Annotated in this window: 18 protein-coding genes; 6 read left to right on the plus strand and 12 right to left on the minus strand. The window is 41.8% G+C overall.

The window, feature by feature from the left end:
- Positions 1–119: 119 nt before the first annotated feature.
- The 3 genes from A5870_RS09255 to spxB all read left to right on the plus strand — a co-directional run bounded on the left by A5870_RS09255 (position 120) and on the right by spxB (position 3,334).
- A complete protein-coding gene (locus A5870_RS09255) occupies positions 120–605 on the plus strand; it encodes a MerR family transcriptional regulator (RefSeq protein ID WP_086292474.1) in 486 nt (161 codons plus the stop codon).
- Between the two features lie 175 nt (positions 606–780).
- The gene (locus A5870_RS09265) at positions 781–1,473 is read left to right on the plus strand and encodes an N-acetylmannosamine-6-phosphate 2-epimerase (protein WP_086292476.1); all 693 of its coding nucleotides are present in this window, start codon (positions 781–783) and stop codon (positions 1,471–1,473) included.
- 127 nt (positions 1,474–1,600) lie between these two features.
- Positions 1,601–3,334, plus strand: coding sequence for a pyruvate oxidase (gene spxB, locus A5870_RS09270; RefSeq protein WP_086292477.1), 1,734 nt, complete (start codon positions 1,601–1,603; stop codon positions 3,332–3,334).
- A gap of 75 nt (positions 3,335–3,409) precedes the next feature.
- Here spxB and A5870_RS17645 read toward each other — a convergent pair whose 3' ends face one another.
- A complete protein-coding gene (locus A5870_RS17645; protein ID WP_005236316.1) occupies positions 3,410–3,538 on the minus strand; it encodes a hypothetical protein in 129 nt (42 codons plus the stop codon).
- 410 nt (positions 3,539–3,948) lie between these two features.
- Here A5870_RS17645 and A5870_RS09275 point away from each other — a divergent pair, with 410 nt between their 5' ends.
- Entirely contained in the window at positions 3,949–4,494 is a 546-nt protein-coding gene (locus A5870_RS09275; RefSeq protein WP_086292481.1) for an NfeD family protein, read from the plus strand.
- A 25-nt stretch (positions 4,495–4,519) separates the two neighbouring features.
- Positions 4,520–5,974, plus strand: a complete 1,455-nt coding sequence (locus A5870_RS09280; protein ID WP_086292484.1) for a flotillin family protein — start codon at positions 4,520–4,522, stop codon at positions 5,972–5,974.
- Positions 5,975–6,052: 78 nt separating this feature from the next.
- Here the strand turns inward: A5870_RS09280 and A5870_RS09285 are convergent, their stop codons facing one another.
- From A5870_RS09285 to A5870_RS09295, 3 genes are all read right to left on the minus strand, one after another.
- Positions 6,053–6,622 carry a sugar O-acetyltransferase gene (locus A5870_RS09285; protein WP_086292486.1) on the minus strand — a complete coding sequence of 190 codons (570 nt, stop codon included), beginning with the start codon at positions 6,620–6,622 and terminating at the stop codon, positions 6,053–6,055.
- 22 nt (positions 6,623–6,644) lie between these two features.
- Positions 6,645–7,157, minus strand: coding sequence for a cyclophilin-like fold protein (locus tag A5870_RS09290; protein WP_086292488.1), 513 nt, complete (start codon positions 7,155–7,157; stop codon positions 6,645–6,647).
- A gap of 124 nt (positions 7,158–7,281) precedes the next feature.
- Positions 7,282–8,379: an alpha/beta hydrolase gene (locus A5870_RS09295; protein WP_086292490.1), complete on the minus strand. Its 1,098-nt coding sequence runs from the start codon at positions 8,377–8,379 to the stop codon at positions 7,282–7,284.
- A gap of 207 nt (positions 8,380–8,586) precedes the next feature.
- Between A5870_RS09295 and A5870_RS09300 the strand changes: the two genes are divergently transcribed.
- On the plus strand, positions 8,587–9,477 hold the full coding sequence (locus A5870_RS09300; RefSeq protein WP_086292492.1) for a LysR family transcriptional regulator: 891 nt from the start codon (positions 8,587–8,589) through the stop codon (positions 9,475–9,477).
- 296 nt (positions 9,478–9,773) lie between these two features.
- Here A5870_RS09300 and A5870_RS09305 read toward each other — a convergent pair whose 3' ends face one another.
- The 8 genes from A5870_RS09305 to A5870_RS09340 form a co-directional block, all read right to left on the minus strand.
- Positions 9,774–10,235: a DUF3788 family protein gene (locus tag A5870_RS09305; RefSeq protein ID WP_086292494.1), complete on the minus strand. Its 462-nt coding sequence runs from the start codon at positions 10,233–10,235 to the stop codon at positions 9,774–9,776.
- A gap of 48 nt (positions 10,236–10,283) precedes the next feature.
- Entirely contained in the window at positions 10,284–10,748 is a 465-nt protein-coding gene (locus A5870_RS09310) for a hypothetical protein (RefSeq protein ID WP_086292496.1), read from the minus strand.
- Positions 10,749–10,807: 59 nt separating this feature from the next.
- Entirely contained in the window at positions 10,808–11,110 is a 303-nt protein-coding gene (locus A5870_RS09315) for an antibiotic biosynthesis monooxygenase family protein (RefSeq protein WP_086292498.1), read from the minus strand.
- 171 nt (positions 11,111–11,281) lie between these two features.
- On the minus strand, positions 11,282–11,629 hold the full coding sequence (locus A5870_RS09320; protein WP_170924087.1) for a hypothetical protein: 348 nt from the start codon (positions 11,627–11,629) through the stop codon (positions 11,282–11,284).
- 283 nt (positions 11,630–11,912) lie between these two features.
- On the minus strand, positions 11,913–12,896 hold the full coding sequence (locus A5870_RS09325; RefSeq protein WP_086292502.1) for a serine hydrolase domain-containing protein: 984 nt from the start codon (positions 12,894–12,896) through the stop codon (positions 11,913–11,915).
- A 139-nt stretch (positions 12,897–13,035) separates the two neighbouring features.
- A complete protein-coding gene (locus A5870_RS09330) occupies positions 13,036–13,572 on the minus strand; it encodes a CDP-alcohol phosphatidyltransferase family protein (protein WP_086292504.1) in 537 nt (178 codons plus the stop codon).
- A gap of 134 nt (positions 13,573–13,706) precedes the next feature.
- Positions 13,707–14,399: a M23 family metallopeptidase gene (locus tag A5870_RS09335; RefSeq protein ID WP_086292506.1), complete on the minus strand. Its 693-nt coding sequence runs from the start codon at positions 14,397–14,399 to the stop codon at positions 13,707–13,709.
- A 320-nt stretch (positions 14,400–14,719) separates the two neighbouring features.
- Positions 14,720–16,693 (minus strand): ABC transporter permease, encoded by a 1,974-nt coding sequence (locus tag A5870_RS09340; protein ID WP_086292508.1) that lies wholly within the window; start codon positions 16,691–16,693, stop codon positions 14,720–14,722.
- Positions 16,694–16,695 lie beyond the last annotated feature (2 nt).

A 16,695-nucleotide genomic window follows, 5' to 3' on the forward strand; every position in this document is an offset into this window, starting at 1 on the left:
TATATTTTTCATAAAACCTTCTTTACTTTAAATCTTTCCCTAACATTTGTCAACCTACTTGACATAAAAGTAAAACAAGTTACAATGTTAACAAATACCTTTACAAGAATGGAGTCCGTATGTCTCATCTTTTTCGAAAACTCGTTGATAATGAAAACTTGTTGGTCGGCATCAGCGAACTTAGTCAAATGTGTGCTATCTCCCCTCGCCAATTGCGTTATTGGGAACAAAAAGGATTTATTCAATCGGTCCCACAAGAAGAAAACGCCCCACGAAAATACCGACTGCCCACGGTCGTCAAAGTGGAAATGATCAAAACATTTTTAGATGAAGGCTTTACGTTAGCCAAGGCTGTTGAAAAAGCCGACAAAAAAATCAAGACCGCCCATCATATTCGCAAAGTGTTTTCTGGGGTTTTACAGAATTTAGAAGTCATCAATGAACGGTTTACGATCATCAGTCTGGGACCAGTAGACGAAGACGGAAAAATTCTCCATATCATTCACGATGAAGAAACAGAACGATTGCAATATGATGTGTTGCCTGCTAATCAAACGATCGATTTTGAAAAGTTCAAGCAATGCACATCAAAACAAGCGGAATAAAGGATTCCCTATCCTCACCTCCTAATGAAGCAAGCACCCTTGATGACGTTGCTTGCTTCTTTTTTGATGTTCACTTCCCTTTTAACAAAGGTGTCCTTTCATTTACAAGGAAAAAGCCTCATGATATAGTCGAAGGGAGAACCGAACCTTTACAAGAATGGGAAGTGTCATATATATGGAAAAAGAAGCTTTTATCCAACAAATCAAGGACGGAGTAATTGTTTCGTGTCAAGCCTTACCTGGAGAACCCTTATATACTGAAAACGGCGGTGTCATGCCCCTATTGGCAAAAGCGGCTCAAGAAGCCGGTGCTGTTGGCATTCGTGCCAATTCCGTTCGCGATATTCGCGAGATCCAAGCCGCTGTTGATCTGCCGATCATCGGAATCATCAAAAAAGACTATCCACCGGAAGAACCATTTATCACAGCAACCATCAAAGAGGTACACGAATTAGCCGCTTTACATATTGCGGTGATCGCTTTGGACTGTACCTTGCGCAAACGTCATGATGGCTTGACGGTCAATGCCTTTATCAAGCAAATCAAAGCTCTTTACCCCCATCAACTATTCATGGCAGATATCGCCACCTATGAGGAGGGCATCAATGCCTTTGAAGCGGGTGTCGATTTTGTTGGTACAACTTTGTCCGGCTACACGGCGAATAGTCCTACCAATGACGAACCGGATTATCAGTTGATCCAGCAATTGGTTGCGGCGAAGGTTCCTGTGATAGCCGAAGGCAAGATCCACACCCCGGAACAAGCAAAGAAAATCCACGAAATGGGTGTGACGGGTATCGTGGTTGGTGGTGCCATCACCCGACCAAAAGAGATCGCCAGCCGATTCGTGCAAGAGCTTTGCAACTGAGTCGTTCATTTCCTAAAATAAGTTTTTCTATGCGCCTTGTGACAGAAGGCGCATTCTTTGTTGTCTTTCTGAGAAACGTTTATACTTAAAAGAGAACGAATGACAACAGAGAAAGCGAGTGAAGAAAATGACAAAAATCAATGCTGGTACAGCAATGATCAAGGTTTTTGAAGCGTGGGGCATCGACCATATCTATGGAATCCCCGGTGGATCTTTCAACTCAACGATGGATGCTTTGTACCATGAACGGCAATCGGTCAAATATGTTCAAGTACGTCATGAAGAAGCGGGTGCGCTGGCAGCAGCGGCTGATGCTAAACTAACGGGAAAAGTCGGTGCGGTTTTTGGTTCTGCTGGTCCCGGTGCCACCCACTTGATCAATGGCTTATATGATGCTCAAATGGATAACGTGCCCGTCGTTGCCTTGTTAGGACAAGTAGCTTCGAGCTCGATGAACTACAATGATTTTCAAGAAATGAATGAAAATCCGATGTTCGCAGATGTCAGTATCTACAATCGCACGGTCATGTCCCCTGAAAGTTTGCCCCACGTGGTGGACGAAGCCATTAAAGCCGCCTACAAATTTAAAGGAGTCGCTGTGGTAACGATCCCGGTCGATTACGGGTTTGCAGAAATCGACGAACAGGAGATTGCAACCGCAAAAAATCATAAGACAGGTGTTCTCCAGCCTGATGACGAGGATTTGCAGGCTGCCCTTCCTTATTTTGAACAAGCAAAAAAACCTGTCCTATATATCGGACAAGGTCTCTTTGGTCATTTTGATGCCATCGATGCTTTTTCTAAGCACTTCTCAATGCCTATCGCAGCATCTGTCTTAGCCAAAGGCATCGTGCCTGATCTTTATGAAAACTTTCTTGGATTTGCCGGCCGGGTTGCGACAAAACCTGCCAATGAAGCTTTAGCAGAAGCTGATCTCATCGTGTTTGTCGGCAGTGACTTCCCTTTCGGACGCCGCTTTTTCAATCCTGATGCCAACTTTGTCCAAGTTGATATCGACGCCTCGAAATTTGGTCGTCGACATCAGACAGATGTCTCTGTTTTAGGAGATGGTGCGACCTCTCTTAGAAAATGGACAGAGATGGCTGCCCCTCGTCCTGCAGATGCTTGGATAAAAGCCAATCAAGAAAACGCTCGGAATTGGCATGCATGGCGTCATAGTTTTGACCATGATTCGCAAGAGCCCTTGCGTCCCGAACCTGTCTACCAAGAAATCAACCGTATCGCAGCTCCTGATGCCCTGTTTGTCACAGATGTCGGTAATGTGACCATCCACAGTATCCGTCATTTAGAAATGACAGGTGAACAGCGTTTCACAACGTCTGGCTGGTTTGCGACGATGGGCAATGGCGTACCTGGCGGGATCGCCGCTCAATTGAGCTATCCGGATCGTCAAGTATTCACCTTTAGTGGGGATGGCGGTTTCGCGATGCAAATGCAAGACATCATTACTCAAGTAAAATACAATTTGCCGATCATCAATGTGGTCTTTTCCAATGACTCATTTGGCTTCATTGAAGCGGAACAAGAAGATACCGAGCAAACCAAGTTCGGTGTGCAACTAGCCGGTGCTGATTTTGGTAAAGTTGGGGAAGCATTAGGTGCGAAAGGCTTTACGGTAACTAAGGAAGAAGAATTAGCGTCCGTCTTTACACAAGCAAAAGAAAGCCACGGACCCGTCGTGATCGATGTCAAGATCGCCAACGAACGACCTCTTCCCGTCGAAGAACTGAAACTGGATCCTAAGCGCTTCAGTGCTGAAGAAATCGCAGCGTTTAAAGCAAAATACCAAGTCCATGATTTGCCAGCTTTGAGTGAGTTGTACGTGGATTCTGAAGAGTAAAAAAAAGAGAGAAAGACAGCAACCCTGTCCTTCTCTCTTTTTTTATCGATCATTTCGTATTAATAATCTATCGCCCTACTTATTATAAATTTTCGGGCCTTTACGCATGTTTTTCCGATCGTTTTTTGGGGATTCCATCTTTTTTGAACGGCCGCCGCCTTGTTTTTTCTTGATTAGTTCTAACATTTTTTCTTTTTGATCCATCGATTCCACCTCTATTTCTTAGCAATACGATCTGTCGGTTGAAAAGAAGTGTTCCTGACTTCTTTTATGTTTGCGAACAACTACTTTATTTCGATTGGGTTAGAGAACAAAATCTGCCTCTTGATGTGTCTACAATCAGCAGTTGCTTTTGACCTTTTTACTACCCTGATTTAATCTACTTTGATTTTCATTGTTTGTCAATGGTTGTTGAAAAAATCATGTGTATTTGAGGCTTCTCCTATCATAACAAACCCACCATTATTATATTATTTAATCAAATTATCTAATTATATTAAATATTTTTCTTATTTATTGGTATAATTATAATGGAATACCTATTCTATTCTTTTGCTTCCCTCGATCTTCTTCCAACTTTCTCCTAGCTTTCGTCGTACTCACAATCACACTATATGAAAGGAGGTGGATATGTGCTGCACACTTATGCACCTGAGCAAATTTATTTGTATGTTTTGATTGGCTGTGCCATTTTGGCTTTTTTGCTGCTTCTGTTTGGCGATATCTTCGATTTCGATGGTCCAGTAGATCCAATGTTGATCATCCCCTGGTTTGCCTTTACAAGCCTCTTCGGTTACTTAGGAGAAACTTTTCTGCCTGGCTATTCGCTCCTGCTTTTCGTCATTAGTGGCTGTCTTTCGACAGGGCTCGTTTTTCTCTTAAATTTTTACGTGCTGATTCCCATGCGGAATGCCGAAGCAACACTTTCGAGTTCTGAGAAAGACTTTGAAGGTCGCATCGCAACGGTGCTGACGCCAATTCCTTGTGAAGGAATGGGCGAAATTCAACTTACAAGTGTCACTGGTTCAAGTAATCGACCAGCTACGGCTTTTCAACCAATCGATGAGCCATTAGCAGCAGGATCGAGGGTTTTGATTATTGAAGTCAAAGAACGCATTTGCTACGTCGTTCCTTACACAGAAAAATTTTTGAATCACTAAACAAAATCACAAAAGAGGTGTATCTATGGATATTATATTATCACCAATTGTCTTTCCGATTGCGATCGTGGCATTTATTTTGCTAATGCTTTTGATCGTCTTTGTCACGAAATATCAAACAGCCAAGCCCGATGAAGCGTTGATCATCAGCGGAAGCTATCTTGGTAGCAAAAATGTACACGCCGATGAAAGCAACAACAAAATCAAAATCGTGCGTGGTGGCGGAGCCTTTGTTTTGCCAGTGTTTCAACGATCGAATCGAATCAGTTTGCTCTCCAGTAAGTTAGACGTCTCCACACCGGAAGTCTACACAGAACAAGGGGTTCCCGTGATGTGTGACGGAACTTCCATTATTAAGATTGGCTCATCCGTGGAAGAAATCGCAACAGCAGCAGAACAGTTTCTCGGAAAAACCCGGGAAGAATTGGAGAATGAAGCGCGAGAAGTCCTAGAAGGTCATCTGCGTTCGATCCTTGGTTCCATGACTGTAGAAGAAATCTATCAAAATCGTGACAAGTTCAGTCAAAGTGTGCAAGAAGTTGCCTCTGTCGATTTAGCAAAAATGGGCTTGATCATTGTCTCCTTTACGATCAAAGAAGTCCGCGATAAAAACGGCTATTTGGATTCTCTTGGAAAACCTAGAATCGCCCAAGTCAAACGGGATGCTGAAATTGCGGAAGCTGAAGCACTGAAAGAAACCCGCATCAAAAAAGCCCAATCGGAACAAGAATCGCAAACAGCGGAATCAAAACGCATGACGGAAATCGCTGAAGCGTTGAAGGAAAAAGAATTGAAACTGGCGCTTTATAAGAAAGAACAAGACATCGCCAAAGCCGATGCCGATCAAGCCTATCATCTACAAAGTGCCATCATGAAACAAAAAGTCCGAGAACAAGAGATTGAAGTCGAAGTCGTTGAACGACAAAAACAAATCGAATTGGAAGAAAAAGAAATCTTACGTCGTGAGAAGCAATTTGATTCTGAGATCAAGAAAAAAGCTGATGCGGATCGTTATGCGCTTGAGCAAGAAGCATTAGCGAAAAAAGCGTCTGCGTTAGCAACCACTGAAGCCGAGCAATTCCGAACAGAGTCCCTGGCAAAAGCCGAAGCCGATAAAATTCGTTTGATTGGTTTGGCAGAAGCCGAGACCACTTTGGCGAAAGGAACGGCAGAAGCCGAAACGAAAGAAAAAATCGCCGAAGCCTTCAAGAAATATGATGAAGCAGCGATCCTTAGCATGATCGTTGAGATCATGCCGCAATTAGTCAAAGAAGCTGCCGCACCATTAGGCAATATCGATAAAATTTCAGTCGTTGATACAGGATCAAGTGAAGGCGGCGGTGCCAATCGTGTCACCAATTACGCCACCAATCTCTTGTCGACCACACAAGAAACATTGAAAGAAACCCTCGGTCTTGATGTGAAATCGTTGATCGAAAACTTCGCCGGTTCCAATACGAGCGAGCCACCTCAAGAATAAGAAAACTGCTGTTAGTCTTCATCGCTTCAAAAGCGACAAGGCGAACAGCAGTTTTTTTCTTACTCATTGCTATTATGCTTACTCAGTAACCTCTTTGACATATTTTGCAGGTACACCAGCCACGATCGTGCGCTCAGCGACATCTTTGGTCACCACTGCCCCAGCAGCAATGATCGCATGGTCACCGATGGTCACACCGGCAACGATCGTTGTATTTGAACCAATCCAGACATTCTTCCCAATCGTAATGGGTGCTGGATAAAGCGTGCTACGATCTTCAGGGTGAAGTCCATGATTCAAGGTAGCTAGAACAACGTTATGCCCAATTAGGGTACCATCACCGATCGTGATCCCTCCTTGGTCTTGAAAATGACAACCCGCATTGATAAAGACATCTTTGCCAATGCTGATATTCTTGCCATAATCTGTATAAAAGGGTGGAAACAGCGAAAATGTCGGCTCAACTGGTTTTCCTGTCAATTGGGCAAAAAGTTCTTGTAACTCATCAGACTCATGGTAGACTGTATTGATTTTCATCGTGAGTTTTCTCGCCTCAGCACTCAAAGTCACCATTTGTTTGGAAGCTTGCGAACCGCCAAGTAAGGGTTCGCCACTTGCCATGAGTTTGTTTAATTGATCGATCGTCATGTGTTTTACTCCTATTCATTCGTTATTCACGAGGATTTCTTAACGAAAACATAACCTCTACGTCTTCCGCTCCCAGTGCTTCGTTTAGCCCCACCGGATCTTCAATGACACCGATACGACTATAGCCACCATAAGAATTGGTGAAGGTCTGATAAAACAGCACCAACGTATGACTATTCCAGCTCATGATTTCTCCTTCGTGAATGATTTCCGGCCGTTCTGTAGTCATTTCTGGCAAATTCTCAGAAAAACGATAATATTTCTCGTTGTTGTTCAAGTCACTCATTGTCAACGTGAAGGGCATTTGATTCATTAGGTGTTCAGACGCCTCATTTTCATAAAACTTCGCTATAAAATCCTGTTGTCCAACCGTAATGACGACAGCTGTTGCTGATTCAATAATCGGTTGATCATGATCCTGACTTGCCTCAGAGGAAGTTTCGCTGGCAGACAGCGCATGCCTTTCCTCTATTCCACTTGACCCACAGGCACTTAGTAGGAGCAGCAAGACAGCAGGGATGAGTTTTATCAGCATGGCTTCGCTCCTTTCTGCTGATGATTCGATGTAGAAACGAGCAACTGAATGCGTAGTTTCAAAAAAACACGACTGCTCAGCAGAAGAAAGACGAGCGAACAGTCGTGAAGACCGTTGTGACTATTTAGTTCAAATGTTCTTGGAAGAATTCGGTCATTTGGTCAAAAGGAATCACATCTGTTTGGTCATATAGATCAACATGCGAAGCATTAGGAATGACCGTCAGCTCTTTGTTATCGCCTTGTAATTGCTCAAAGGCGTCTTGACTGAAGTAAAGTGAGTGGGCTTCTTCTCCATGAAGCAATAAAACGGCGCTTTGGATCTCATCGATATACGACAAGAGTGGCATATTTAAGAACGACAGCGATGATGTCACGTTCCAACCGTCATTGGAATTTAACGAACGTTCATGATAGCCTCGTTCTGTTTTGTAATAATCAAAGTAATCCTGCATAAAGACAGGCGCATCTTCTGGCAGTGTATCTGGAACCCCACCTGCTCGTTCGTAGCTGTCATTGGCAAAATCGACTGTCCGCTGGGCGTTCAGCGGCTGGCGCAATTCATGGCGTCCTTCAGCTCCCATTTCATCAAAATACCCTTGAGCATTGACTCTCGACATGTCATACATAGTGGCCGAAACCGTCGCTTTCACACGGGTATCGATGGCTGCGGCATTCAATGCCATCCCGCCCCAACCACAAATTCCAATCAAACCAATTCTTTCTTCATCTACATTCTCTTGGACCGATAGAAAATCGACTGCTGCTTGGAAGTCTTCTGTATTAATGTCTTGGGAAGCCACATAGCGTGGTTCGCCACTGCTTTCACCTGTATAGGACGGATCAAAAGCGATCGTAACAAAACCACGCTCTGCCATCATTTGAGCATATAGACCAGATGCCTGCTCTTTGACTGCTCCAAAAGGTCCGCTAACGGCAATTGCTGGAAGTGGTCCTTGTGCATCAATTGGTTCATAAAGATCAGCAACTAAAGTGATGCCGTAGCGATTCTGGAAAGTTACTTTTCGATGATTCACCGTATCACTTTCCGGGAAGACTTTATCCCATTCATCTGTAAATGATACATTTTCTGTCATCGTTTCTCCTCCTGAACTGCCTTGTGTTGCTTCGTTTGCCTCCTCGTTATTGCTGCTGCAAGCACCTAAAACCAGCGGTACCAGCAAAACTAAAGACACAAGGGCCTTCTTTTGCCATTTTTTCATTTCATTCGCCTTCTTTCTCGGTCAACTATCCTGTACCTTAGGGCGATCCTCCAATTTTCCTCAACTGATCAAGGTGTGGATTATCACTTTTTCTTGATTGAGCTATTTTTGGATAAACCTATTGTACTTGCAGCATCTTTCTATGTAAAATGATAATATCAAATACCTAACTATTCATATAAAGCATAGAAAAAGGAGTATAGACCTATGGAATTAAAAAATTTAACCACCTTTCTAGCAGTTGCAGAAAAAGAAACGATTTCAGCTGCCGCAAAACATCTACATCTCTCGCAACCATCCCTGTCACGACAGTTAATGGACTTAGAAAAAGAATTGGGCGTGACGTTGTTCACCCGAGGCAATCGCAAAATCACACTAACAGAAGACGGACTGTTGTTTCGTAAACGGGCGGAAGAAATCGTAGAATTATTAGAAAAGACCCGCTCAGAATTCTTGTCGCCTCGAGATACGATCGCCGGCAATGTATCGATCGGTGCTGGAGAAACCTACGTGATCCAGCTATTGGGAAAAATCATCAAGGAGATTCAAGTTGAATACCCTAACATCAAATTTCACTTTTATAGCGGCAACGCCGATGAGGTCAAAGAACGATTGGATAAAGGATTGTTGGATTTTGGCGTCGTAATCAGCCCCGTCGACGTCAAAAAATACGATTCCTTGCGCTTGCCTGCCAAAGATATTTGGGGCGTGTTGATGCGAAAAGACAGTCCGCTAGCTGTCAAAGAAGTCATTACTCCAAAAGATCTCTGGGACGTTCCCCTAATTACTTCTCGACAAAGTCTGGTCAGCAGTGAACTTTCTAAATGGTTGAAAAAAGACCTGAAAAAATTGACGGTCGTCGCCACATATAACCTTGTTTACAATGCATCAAAGCTGGTAGAAGAAGGTGTCGGCTACGGCTTGACCCTGGATAAATTAGTCAACTTCGCCCCTGACAGTCCTTTATGTTTTAGAAAATTGAGTCCTACATTGGAATCAAACCTTGATGTCATCTGGAAAAACACCCAAGTTTTTTCAAAGGCTTCTGGACTTTTCTTGGAGCGGATGAAGGAACAGTTTTCCGAGGACAGTTATTGAAAAATAAAAAACTAGGTGCTTCATCTTTTGACATGAAACACCTAGTTTTTCTTTATTAAATGAGATGATTTATTAGTTAAAATCAGTTAAGGCATTTTCTCTCTTGAACTTGGACGTCTTTTTCCATCTGCAGAAATAGATAAAAAATAGTCTACGCCCTTTAAATCACAGTTGCTTATCACGGATTCCCCAAAAGTTATTGCACTTTCCGATAGCTATGGGTAAAAAATATACAAAATTCCTTAGTTTTTAAGAACGACAAATATAAGAATTTTATTTTCTCGAATGAAAATTGCCTAAATAGAATGCTTTCGAAACTCAGCGATTTGGTAAATATCATTCAAAGGACTATCACTAGCTACATGAAAAATCACAGAAAAAAACTTCATTTTCGTGCCATTGGTCGGCGCCTTATAAATGGCTTCTTTTGTCTCTTCACTGATTGGTAAAGACAATAACTGTGTTCGGACTTTCTCGCTAAAGTGAAAGGAAACTTTGAAGAAACCCTCCCACAACGAGAGCCAAAAAATCGGTTTCACTTTATTCGTCCCACGAGTCGTTGTCCATTTGTATTCGCCTTTGGATAACCACGCTTTTCCATCTTGGTAATAGCGCCAATCCATAAGAGAGATGCCCTCGTTTTTAATAGTTTCGACAAAACGTTCATAAATAGTATATCCTTCACCCAGTGCTTCAGCAATCAGCTGCTCTGTTGGTTTCACGTTTTTGTCTCGAAACAATTGCTTTTTGCCTTCCATCCTTCTACTCAACTCCTTTGCGCTTCGTTTTTTAAGGTTTTCGCTACGTTACAATTTAATCTTATTGATATCATCAGTGATGATCCAATCATCCATATTTTTTTCACGATTGTACTGAAATGGTGTTATTTCTTCTAATTCAGCGATTTCATAGACCGCTAGATACTTTTTCCCTGCCCAACGATCGACTTGTTTTTTCGATAAATTCAACTCTTTTTCATAGCGTTTTACAAAATCTATGGATTCTTCTTTCGTCATCTTTTCAGATTCAATCACGTTGGCAATGATGCCCCGATGAGTGATGGTCAAATCGCCGCCGGTCTTCACAAAATAAACAAGATCGTTGATTTTGGCTCTTCCTCCTAATGGTGATTTTCTTCCAGCTGCCCCCCGAATGATCATTGTTTTGTCACCTTGAATCAGTTTCTCAAGCTCTTTGGCTTCCTTATTTAAATAGACCAAATGTTCTGCCCGACCGGCTTTTCCTTGATACCATTCTGCTGTCTTTGTCATAAGAAGTTCCTCTTTTCATATGAATTGTTTTTTGCGCTGTTCTTTCCATGGTGGCTAAGTTATTTGAACGTTTTTTCAATCGTATATAGATGAGAGCGGCAACTGTTTAAATTGATGAACGAATAAAACTTTTGTGCAAAGGCATTTGGCGTGCCGCATCGGGCAAATGCTTCCGCATCTTCTTTCGTTTCGAACTTGGTGATGTCCGCCCAAGTTTCTCCATCTACGAATAATTCAAAAGAAAGGTATCCTCTTTGTTTGGAAATGTATTCTCGGTTTAATTGTTCAACAACACGAACAAATTCCGCTGTTGAAACACCCTTTTTTAATTTGTATGAGTTATGAAAAGCAACCTGTGCCATCGTGTTCCACTCCTTTATGATCCCCTCAAGAAATAGAGCGCTTAAAAAACGAATAGTTGTCGATTCAACCTTCAAATGACTTTTTAACGTCCTGTTGTATTTCCACTTGTAATCTCTAGACAGTTGCAACAAAAAGTCCGTTCAACTGGAGAGCCTTCGATACTGAATCGATCACCCAACAACTTCCCCCAATAGCTTGTCGTGGGGAACGATCAAACATTTCTCCATTGCTTTCCAATAACTTTCATACAACCTTTTTTGAGCTTTGCCATAGTTTTCTTCGGTATCAAACTCCCAATAGTGGGCATATTTCACACATTTTATGACTCTTGTCAATGGATCGGGCAAGCGCCCTTCCTTGATGGTGCTCATTTCTTTAATGTAATGGGTTCGTTTCATTAATCGAAAGAACATAGCCCCCTCCATGACCTTCATTGCCTCTGTTGCTTCTTGCATGATTGCTTCAAAGGTATCGACTTCACTTGGTTTCACTTGATAGATACTGATTTCTGAAAACACTCCTACCGCTCCTTTCGCTTGTGATTTTCTTCTCAATTATAGTATACCAAGTTTACGACGGTGATTGTTTGGTCATTTTGTTCATTTCTTATTTATCTTCCGTTTATTATTCATTTAGCCACCTATATGTGGTACCAAATTGCTAGATTATAAATTCATAAAACGAGTAGCCAAGTTTTCTCAATAGGTCTCTGCTTGTCGCGATCAAGAAAGGATTCTTAAAGCTGTTACCTACAAAAAAGCAGTCGGCTTATGACAGCGGACTGCTTTTACTTATTGCTCGTTATTGAAATAGAAATGGTTTAAGATCTGTCTCGATAAAGTCGATTCGATCAAAGACAGTTGGCTTAAAATAAGCCGTAATGGCGATAACAATCTCTGATTTGGGATCGATGTAAAGGACATTTCCACTATTGCCGATGGCGGCATAGGTGCTTTTCTCAGTATCCAAAATCCACCACAAATATCCATAACTCATGTTTTGAAATTTCTCTATGTTTGTCTCTAGCGGATTGACCATTTCAGTGAGCCATTGTGAGGAAATCACTTGTTTTCCTTGATGGATGCCATGGTTCAAGCATAGCTCACCAATTTTGGCTAAATCTTTTGCTGAAAGACAAAGCCCGTAACCTGCAGTGCCAATATTTAAAGGATCGCAAAACCAAACTGGTTTTTTTGGTGCCTTGTCCATCGTAAAGTGCTTATGCTCTTCTGCCGTTTCCGCATAATAGCTGGTCATTTCGGCTACGCCAAGAGGTCGAAATAAATAATGGTTCGCATAATCAACAGTCGTCATTCCAGAAGCTTTCGCTAACAAACCAGTGAGAATCTGCAGACAAACGGTTTGATAATTGAATTCATTTGTCACTCCTTTTCTTCCTCCCAATAAATCAAGCGAGGCGCTGGTCCAGTCATCACTCGAGCAAACCTTTGTCCATGGATCACCTTTGCATTTATACGGGGCTCGCATCGTTAATAGGTGTTTGATGGTAATGTCGTAAATCGTTTTTTCGCCCCGTTTTACTTGATAGTCTGGAAAATAATCAAGTACTTTGTCATTGACACTCCTGATGAAGCCTTGATCGATCGCTATCCCGACTAGTAGAGAAACGATACTTTTCGTAGCGGACATAAGGTGGCAAGTGTCCTCTGGCTTATACTCATGCCATTCATCCGAGTAAATTTCCTTTCCATTTTGGTAGGCAGAAATTTGGCAAATATTAGGCTGGTTTTTACTGATACATGCATGCAGTTCTTGTCTATTCATTTGTAAGCCTCCTTCAAAGATAAGCATAAGGCCATTAAAAATGGTTTTCAATGTTATTTTTAAAATTGTTTTTAACGAATCTTTTAAAAGACTGTTAGCTTTGAATAAGCAAAAAAAGGCCCTCAATGACAGAGGCGCCTTACTTAAAACTTTCGATTATCGATTTTTGATTTCTATCCAGTTTTTTTGAGAGGATCGTTATCAGCAATTCTTCTAATGCAGAAATAGTGGCGATGATCCCCAAAATCAAGACAACAATTTTTTCATGGAACATGATGAGCAACAACGGGAAAATACATAAAAGAAATCCGACTACTTTGTTGAGCCATGTATGCAGACTGCTAAAAGACCGATATTTTACATAGCCAATCAGATATCTGACGAAACGGATGATAGCGATCATCAAGATCCAAACCATGATTGCTTGGGTTTCCAGAAGCCGTGGTAGTAAAGAAAGAAAAACGGCGAGAAAAAAGCTGACATCTGCGAAACTGTCTAGTAAGGCACCGACCTCACTGGTGAGCTTCATCCTTCTTGCAAGTAGCCCATCGACGAGGTCACTTAAAAAACAATAAGAATAAAGCAGCCAAAACCAGCCAGACATTGGCTGAAGGAATAGTAAAAATGGTGCTAGAATTAGTCGAGAAGTGGTAAGAATATTGGGTAATTGCTTCATTTGTTTCCCCCAGAGATACATTTTCTGAATACCTAAGATTGTTGCAAATTTTTTAAAGAAGCTCAGAAACGTTTACATGTTCTTTCTTCTAATCATTTCGGCGATGCCCCCTATGAATGTTTCACAGCTTGTCCCTAATGCTCCTGCAAAAATCTTATCCGTTCTGTACTATCTGGCATCTGATTCCAAACCTTTATCCATCGTCCTTCTCGGTAAACCTCGTATTCTTCGAAACAACAAGGAAGCCCTTTTGCATGAGCGATATCACTGGTGTCCATCACTTGAAAATGCAGATGAGGCGAAGTCGAATTTCCTGAATGGCCGACGTTTCCGATCACCATCCCTTTGGTGATGTTTTGTCCTACGGAAACAGTGACAGATCCTTTTTGCAGATGGACAAATGCCATATAAACGCCCTCAGAAGCTTTTATCACAATGTAGTTGCCAGCTATTTGTTGATAATCATCTTTGTGTTCATTATAAAACAAACCATTTTTTACAGCGATCGAAAAGTCTCTGATCCAGTGAACGATTTTCCGTTCCCGATAGCCATCTCTTGCAACAATTACTTCGCCATCACAAGGTGCATAGATTTTTTCGCCCCAACAATAACAGCTCTCCAGCGGAACCCCTAAGAAGAAATAGCGCAGAAAGCTTCGATCATGAAAAGCCTTGGTTTTCCCCTCAAAATTAACTTGTAAAAAATCAAAGGCATAACGCAACCCCATTCGATCGGTACCATGGCTAGGAATCTTTTCGGCTGGTGTAGTCGGCGCAAGCCACTCACCTCTTAAGGGGAATCCAATGGTTATCGGCTGCTCTTTCATAGGGCTTTCTCCTTTTTGGATCACATGATCCCTTTTATTTGGAAATGACTATCATCCGCACGGCACTCTACACCTGCGCTTTACTCCTTTTCACTATAGGTCACCTAAGGCTTTTTTTCAACTCTAAAAAAGTGGGCTAACGGGTGTGTTATCAAAAAAACACCTCAATCATGTAGCAATTCCAAAATGTTAGACCAAAAATTCTAACTTTTGAGCGTCGCTTCACGAATGAGGTGTTCTTACATTTTATTTTTGTAGCTCCTGTCGGTGACGGCTAATCCATCCAGCTATCATCTGACAAAATAGCGTTTGTCCATCTTCTACTGTTTGCGCTCCACCAATCGATAGTAGACCCTTGCGGTGATGAAATACACCAGCAGATAAATCATTGTAAACAATAGGACAGAAATAATCGATACCGTAATCAATAAGTTGCGATCTGTTAGACCAAAAAGAAGCAACAACTTCTGAATCATCGGAAAAGCAAACGCCAAATGGATGATCGCAGCAGCCAAAGGAAACGAGAAGATCATCAAGACTTGCTGCTGGATCACTTGTTTGACTTCCTTATGGCTTAAGCCAACTTTTTGCAAGATCTCGAAACGTTCTTTGTCCTCCATTCCTTCGGAGACTTGTTTATAATAAATGATCAACGCGGCAGCTAAAATAAAGATCACACCAAAAATCAAGCCTAAGAAGAAAAATCCACCAGTAAAGGTTTTTGTCTCATCTTCAAAAAGATCTTTTGACTGAACGCTCGCATGAGCATCTGCTGCCAGAAGTTCGCTGCGAATCTCTTTTGCGATGATTTCACGATCGCTTGCTTCTGCTGTTTGAAAATTGAAGACTGTTGTTGTTACTGGTTGCTGGTAAAGCTGGAAATCTTCGTTTTGATACCAAGAGCTTAGCTTTTCGGCAAGCCACTGATCATCCGCCACGAGAACAAGATGCTGAACGGGGTTTTCTGTTTTCGTGAATGTTGGCAGTTCTTTCAATTCCCGCAAGCGAAATTGACGATCATCGATCGTCGTCTTTTCTGGTAATGCTTTTTGCGTCCAGGTTGCCGGAAAAACGAATAATTCATCTTCAGCAGGTCCTGTTTTCCCGGTGATTTCATGGTATTCAGAACTGGTAAGAAAAATAAGATACACGGCTTTATCTAAGCTACCGCTATTTTCTTCAAAAGTGGTTGAGGGAACAAAATTTGGTTCCTCAAAGGTAAAAAGCAACGGTCTTGTTGTAGTGACTTGTTGGCGCTCTTTGATCGTTAGCTTCTCTTCAAGTCCATCAATCGCTGTGTTGATTTGCTGGGAATCAGCTGCTGATTCAATTTGAACATCGTACGGATAACGGGTTTCGATCACATTCTTTTGTCCAAAATAAAGACTGGCGGTCGTAGCAACGGTCACTAACACCATCGTTGATAAGATACAGATACTCGCTAAACCAGCCGCATTTTGTTTCATCCGATACAACATGGTAGAGACATTGATAAAATGGTTCGTTTGATAATAATAGGCCGTTCGTTTTCTTAAAAACTGCAATGCTTTGATACTGCCAGAAATAAACAACAGATAGGTGGCTAAAATCACGAGGATAACTGCGACAAAGAAGAGGCCTAAGGCACTTATGGGAGACTTGATTGTCACAGAAATCGTATATCCTGCCACTAAACAAAGGACACCCCAAAGTGCTAAAATGCCTTTCGCACGAGGCTCTTTTTCATTACGTTTGCTTCCCTGTAGCAGTTGAAGTGGGTTGGTTTTGCGTACTTGCAACAGGTCAAATAAAAATAAACACCCAAAGATGAATATAAAATACAGGATCACCAAACCAATACTCTCAAATGACAGTTTAAAAACAAAGAACTCGCCTACGGCTAAGATTTTCTTCAAAATCAAAAATCCTAATCGTGCAAACAATAAGCCACTGATCAATCCGGCAGCAAGGCTAATGAGAAAACTGTAAAAGAGTTCCCAAAAGACCACGAAGGCTATCTCGCGTTTTCCTAGTCCTAAAACATTGTAGAGACCAAATTCTTTTTTTCGCTGCTTGATCAAAAAGTTATTGGTGTAAAAGGAAAAGATCGCCGCAAAAATCATGAGGATGATATTTCCTAAACGAAACATGAAGATGGCGCTTTGACTACTAGGAAGTTCTCTCATTCCCGGATTGTTTACGATGATTTGCGTCATCATCAAAACAGCCACCAAGAAGCTCATGGATAATAAAAAGGGTGTGTAAGCTTTGGCATTTTTACGCAAATTGGAGAAGGCGATTTTTTGAAAGAACATCG

The sequence above is a fragment of the Enterococcus sp. 2G9_DIV0600 genome (genome assembly GCF_002140615.1).
GTDB lineage: Bacteria > Bacillota > Bacilli > Lactobacillales > Enterococcaceae > Enterococcus_D > Enterococcus_D innesii.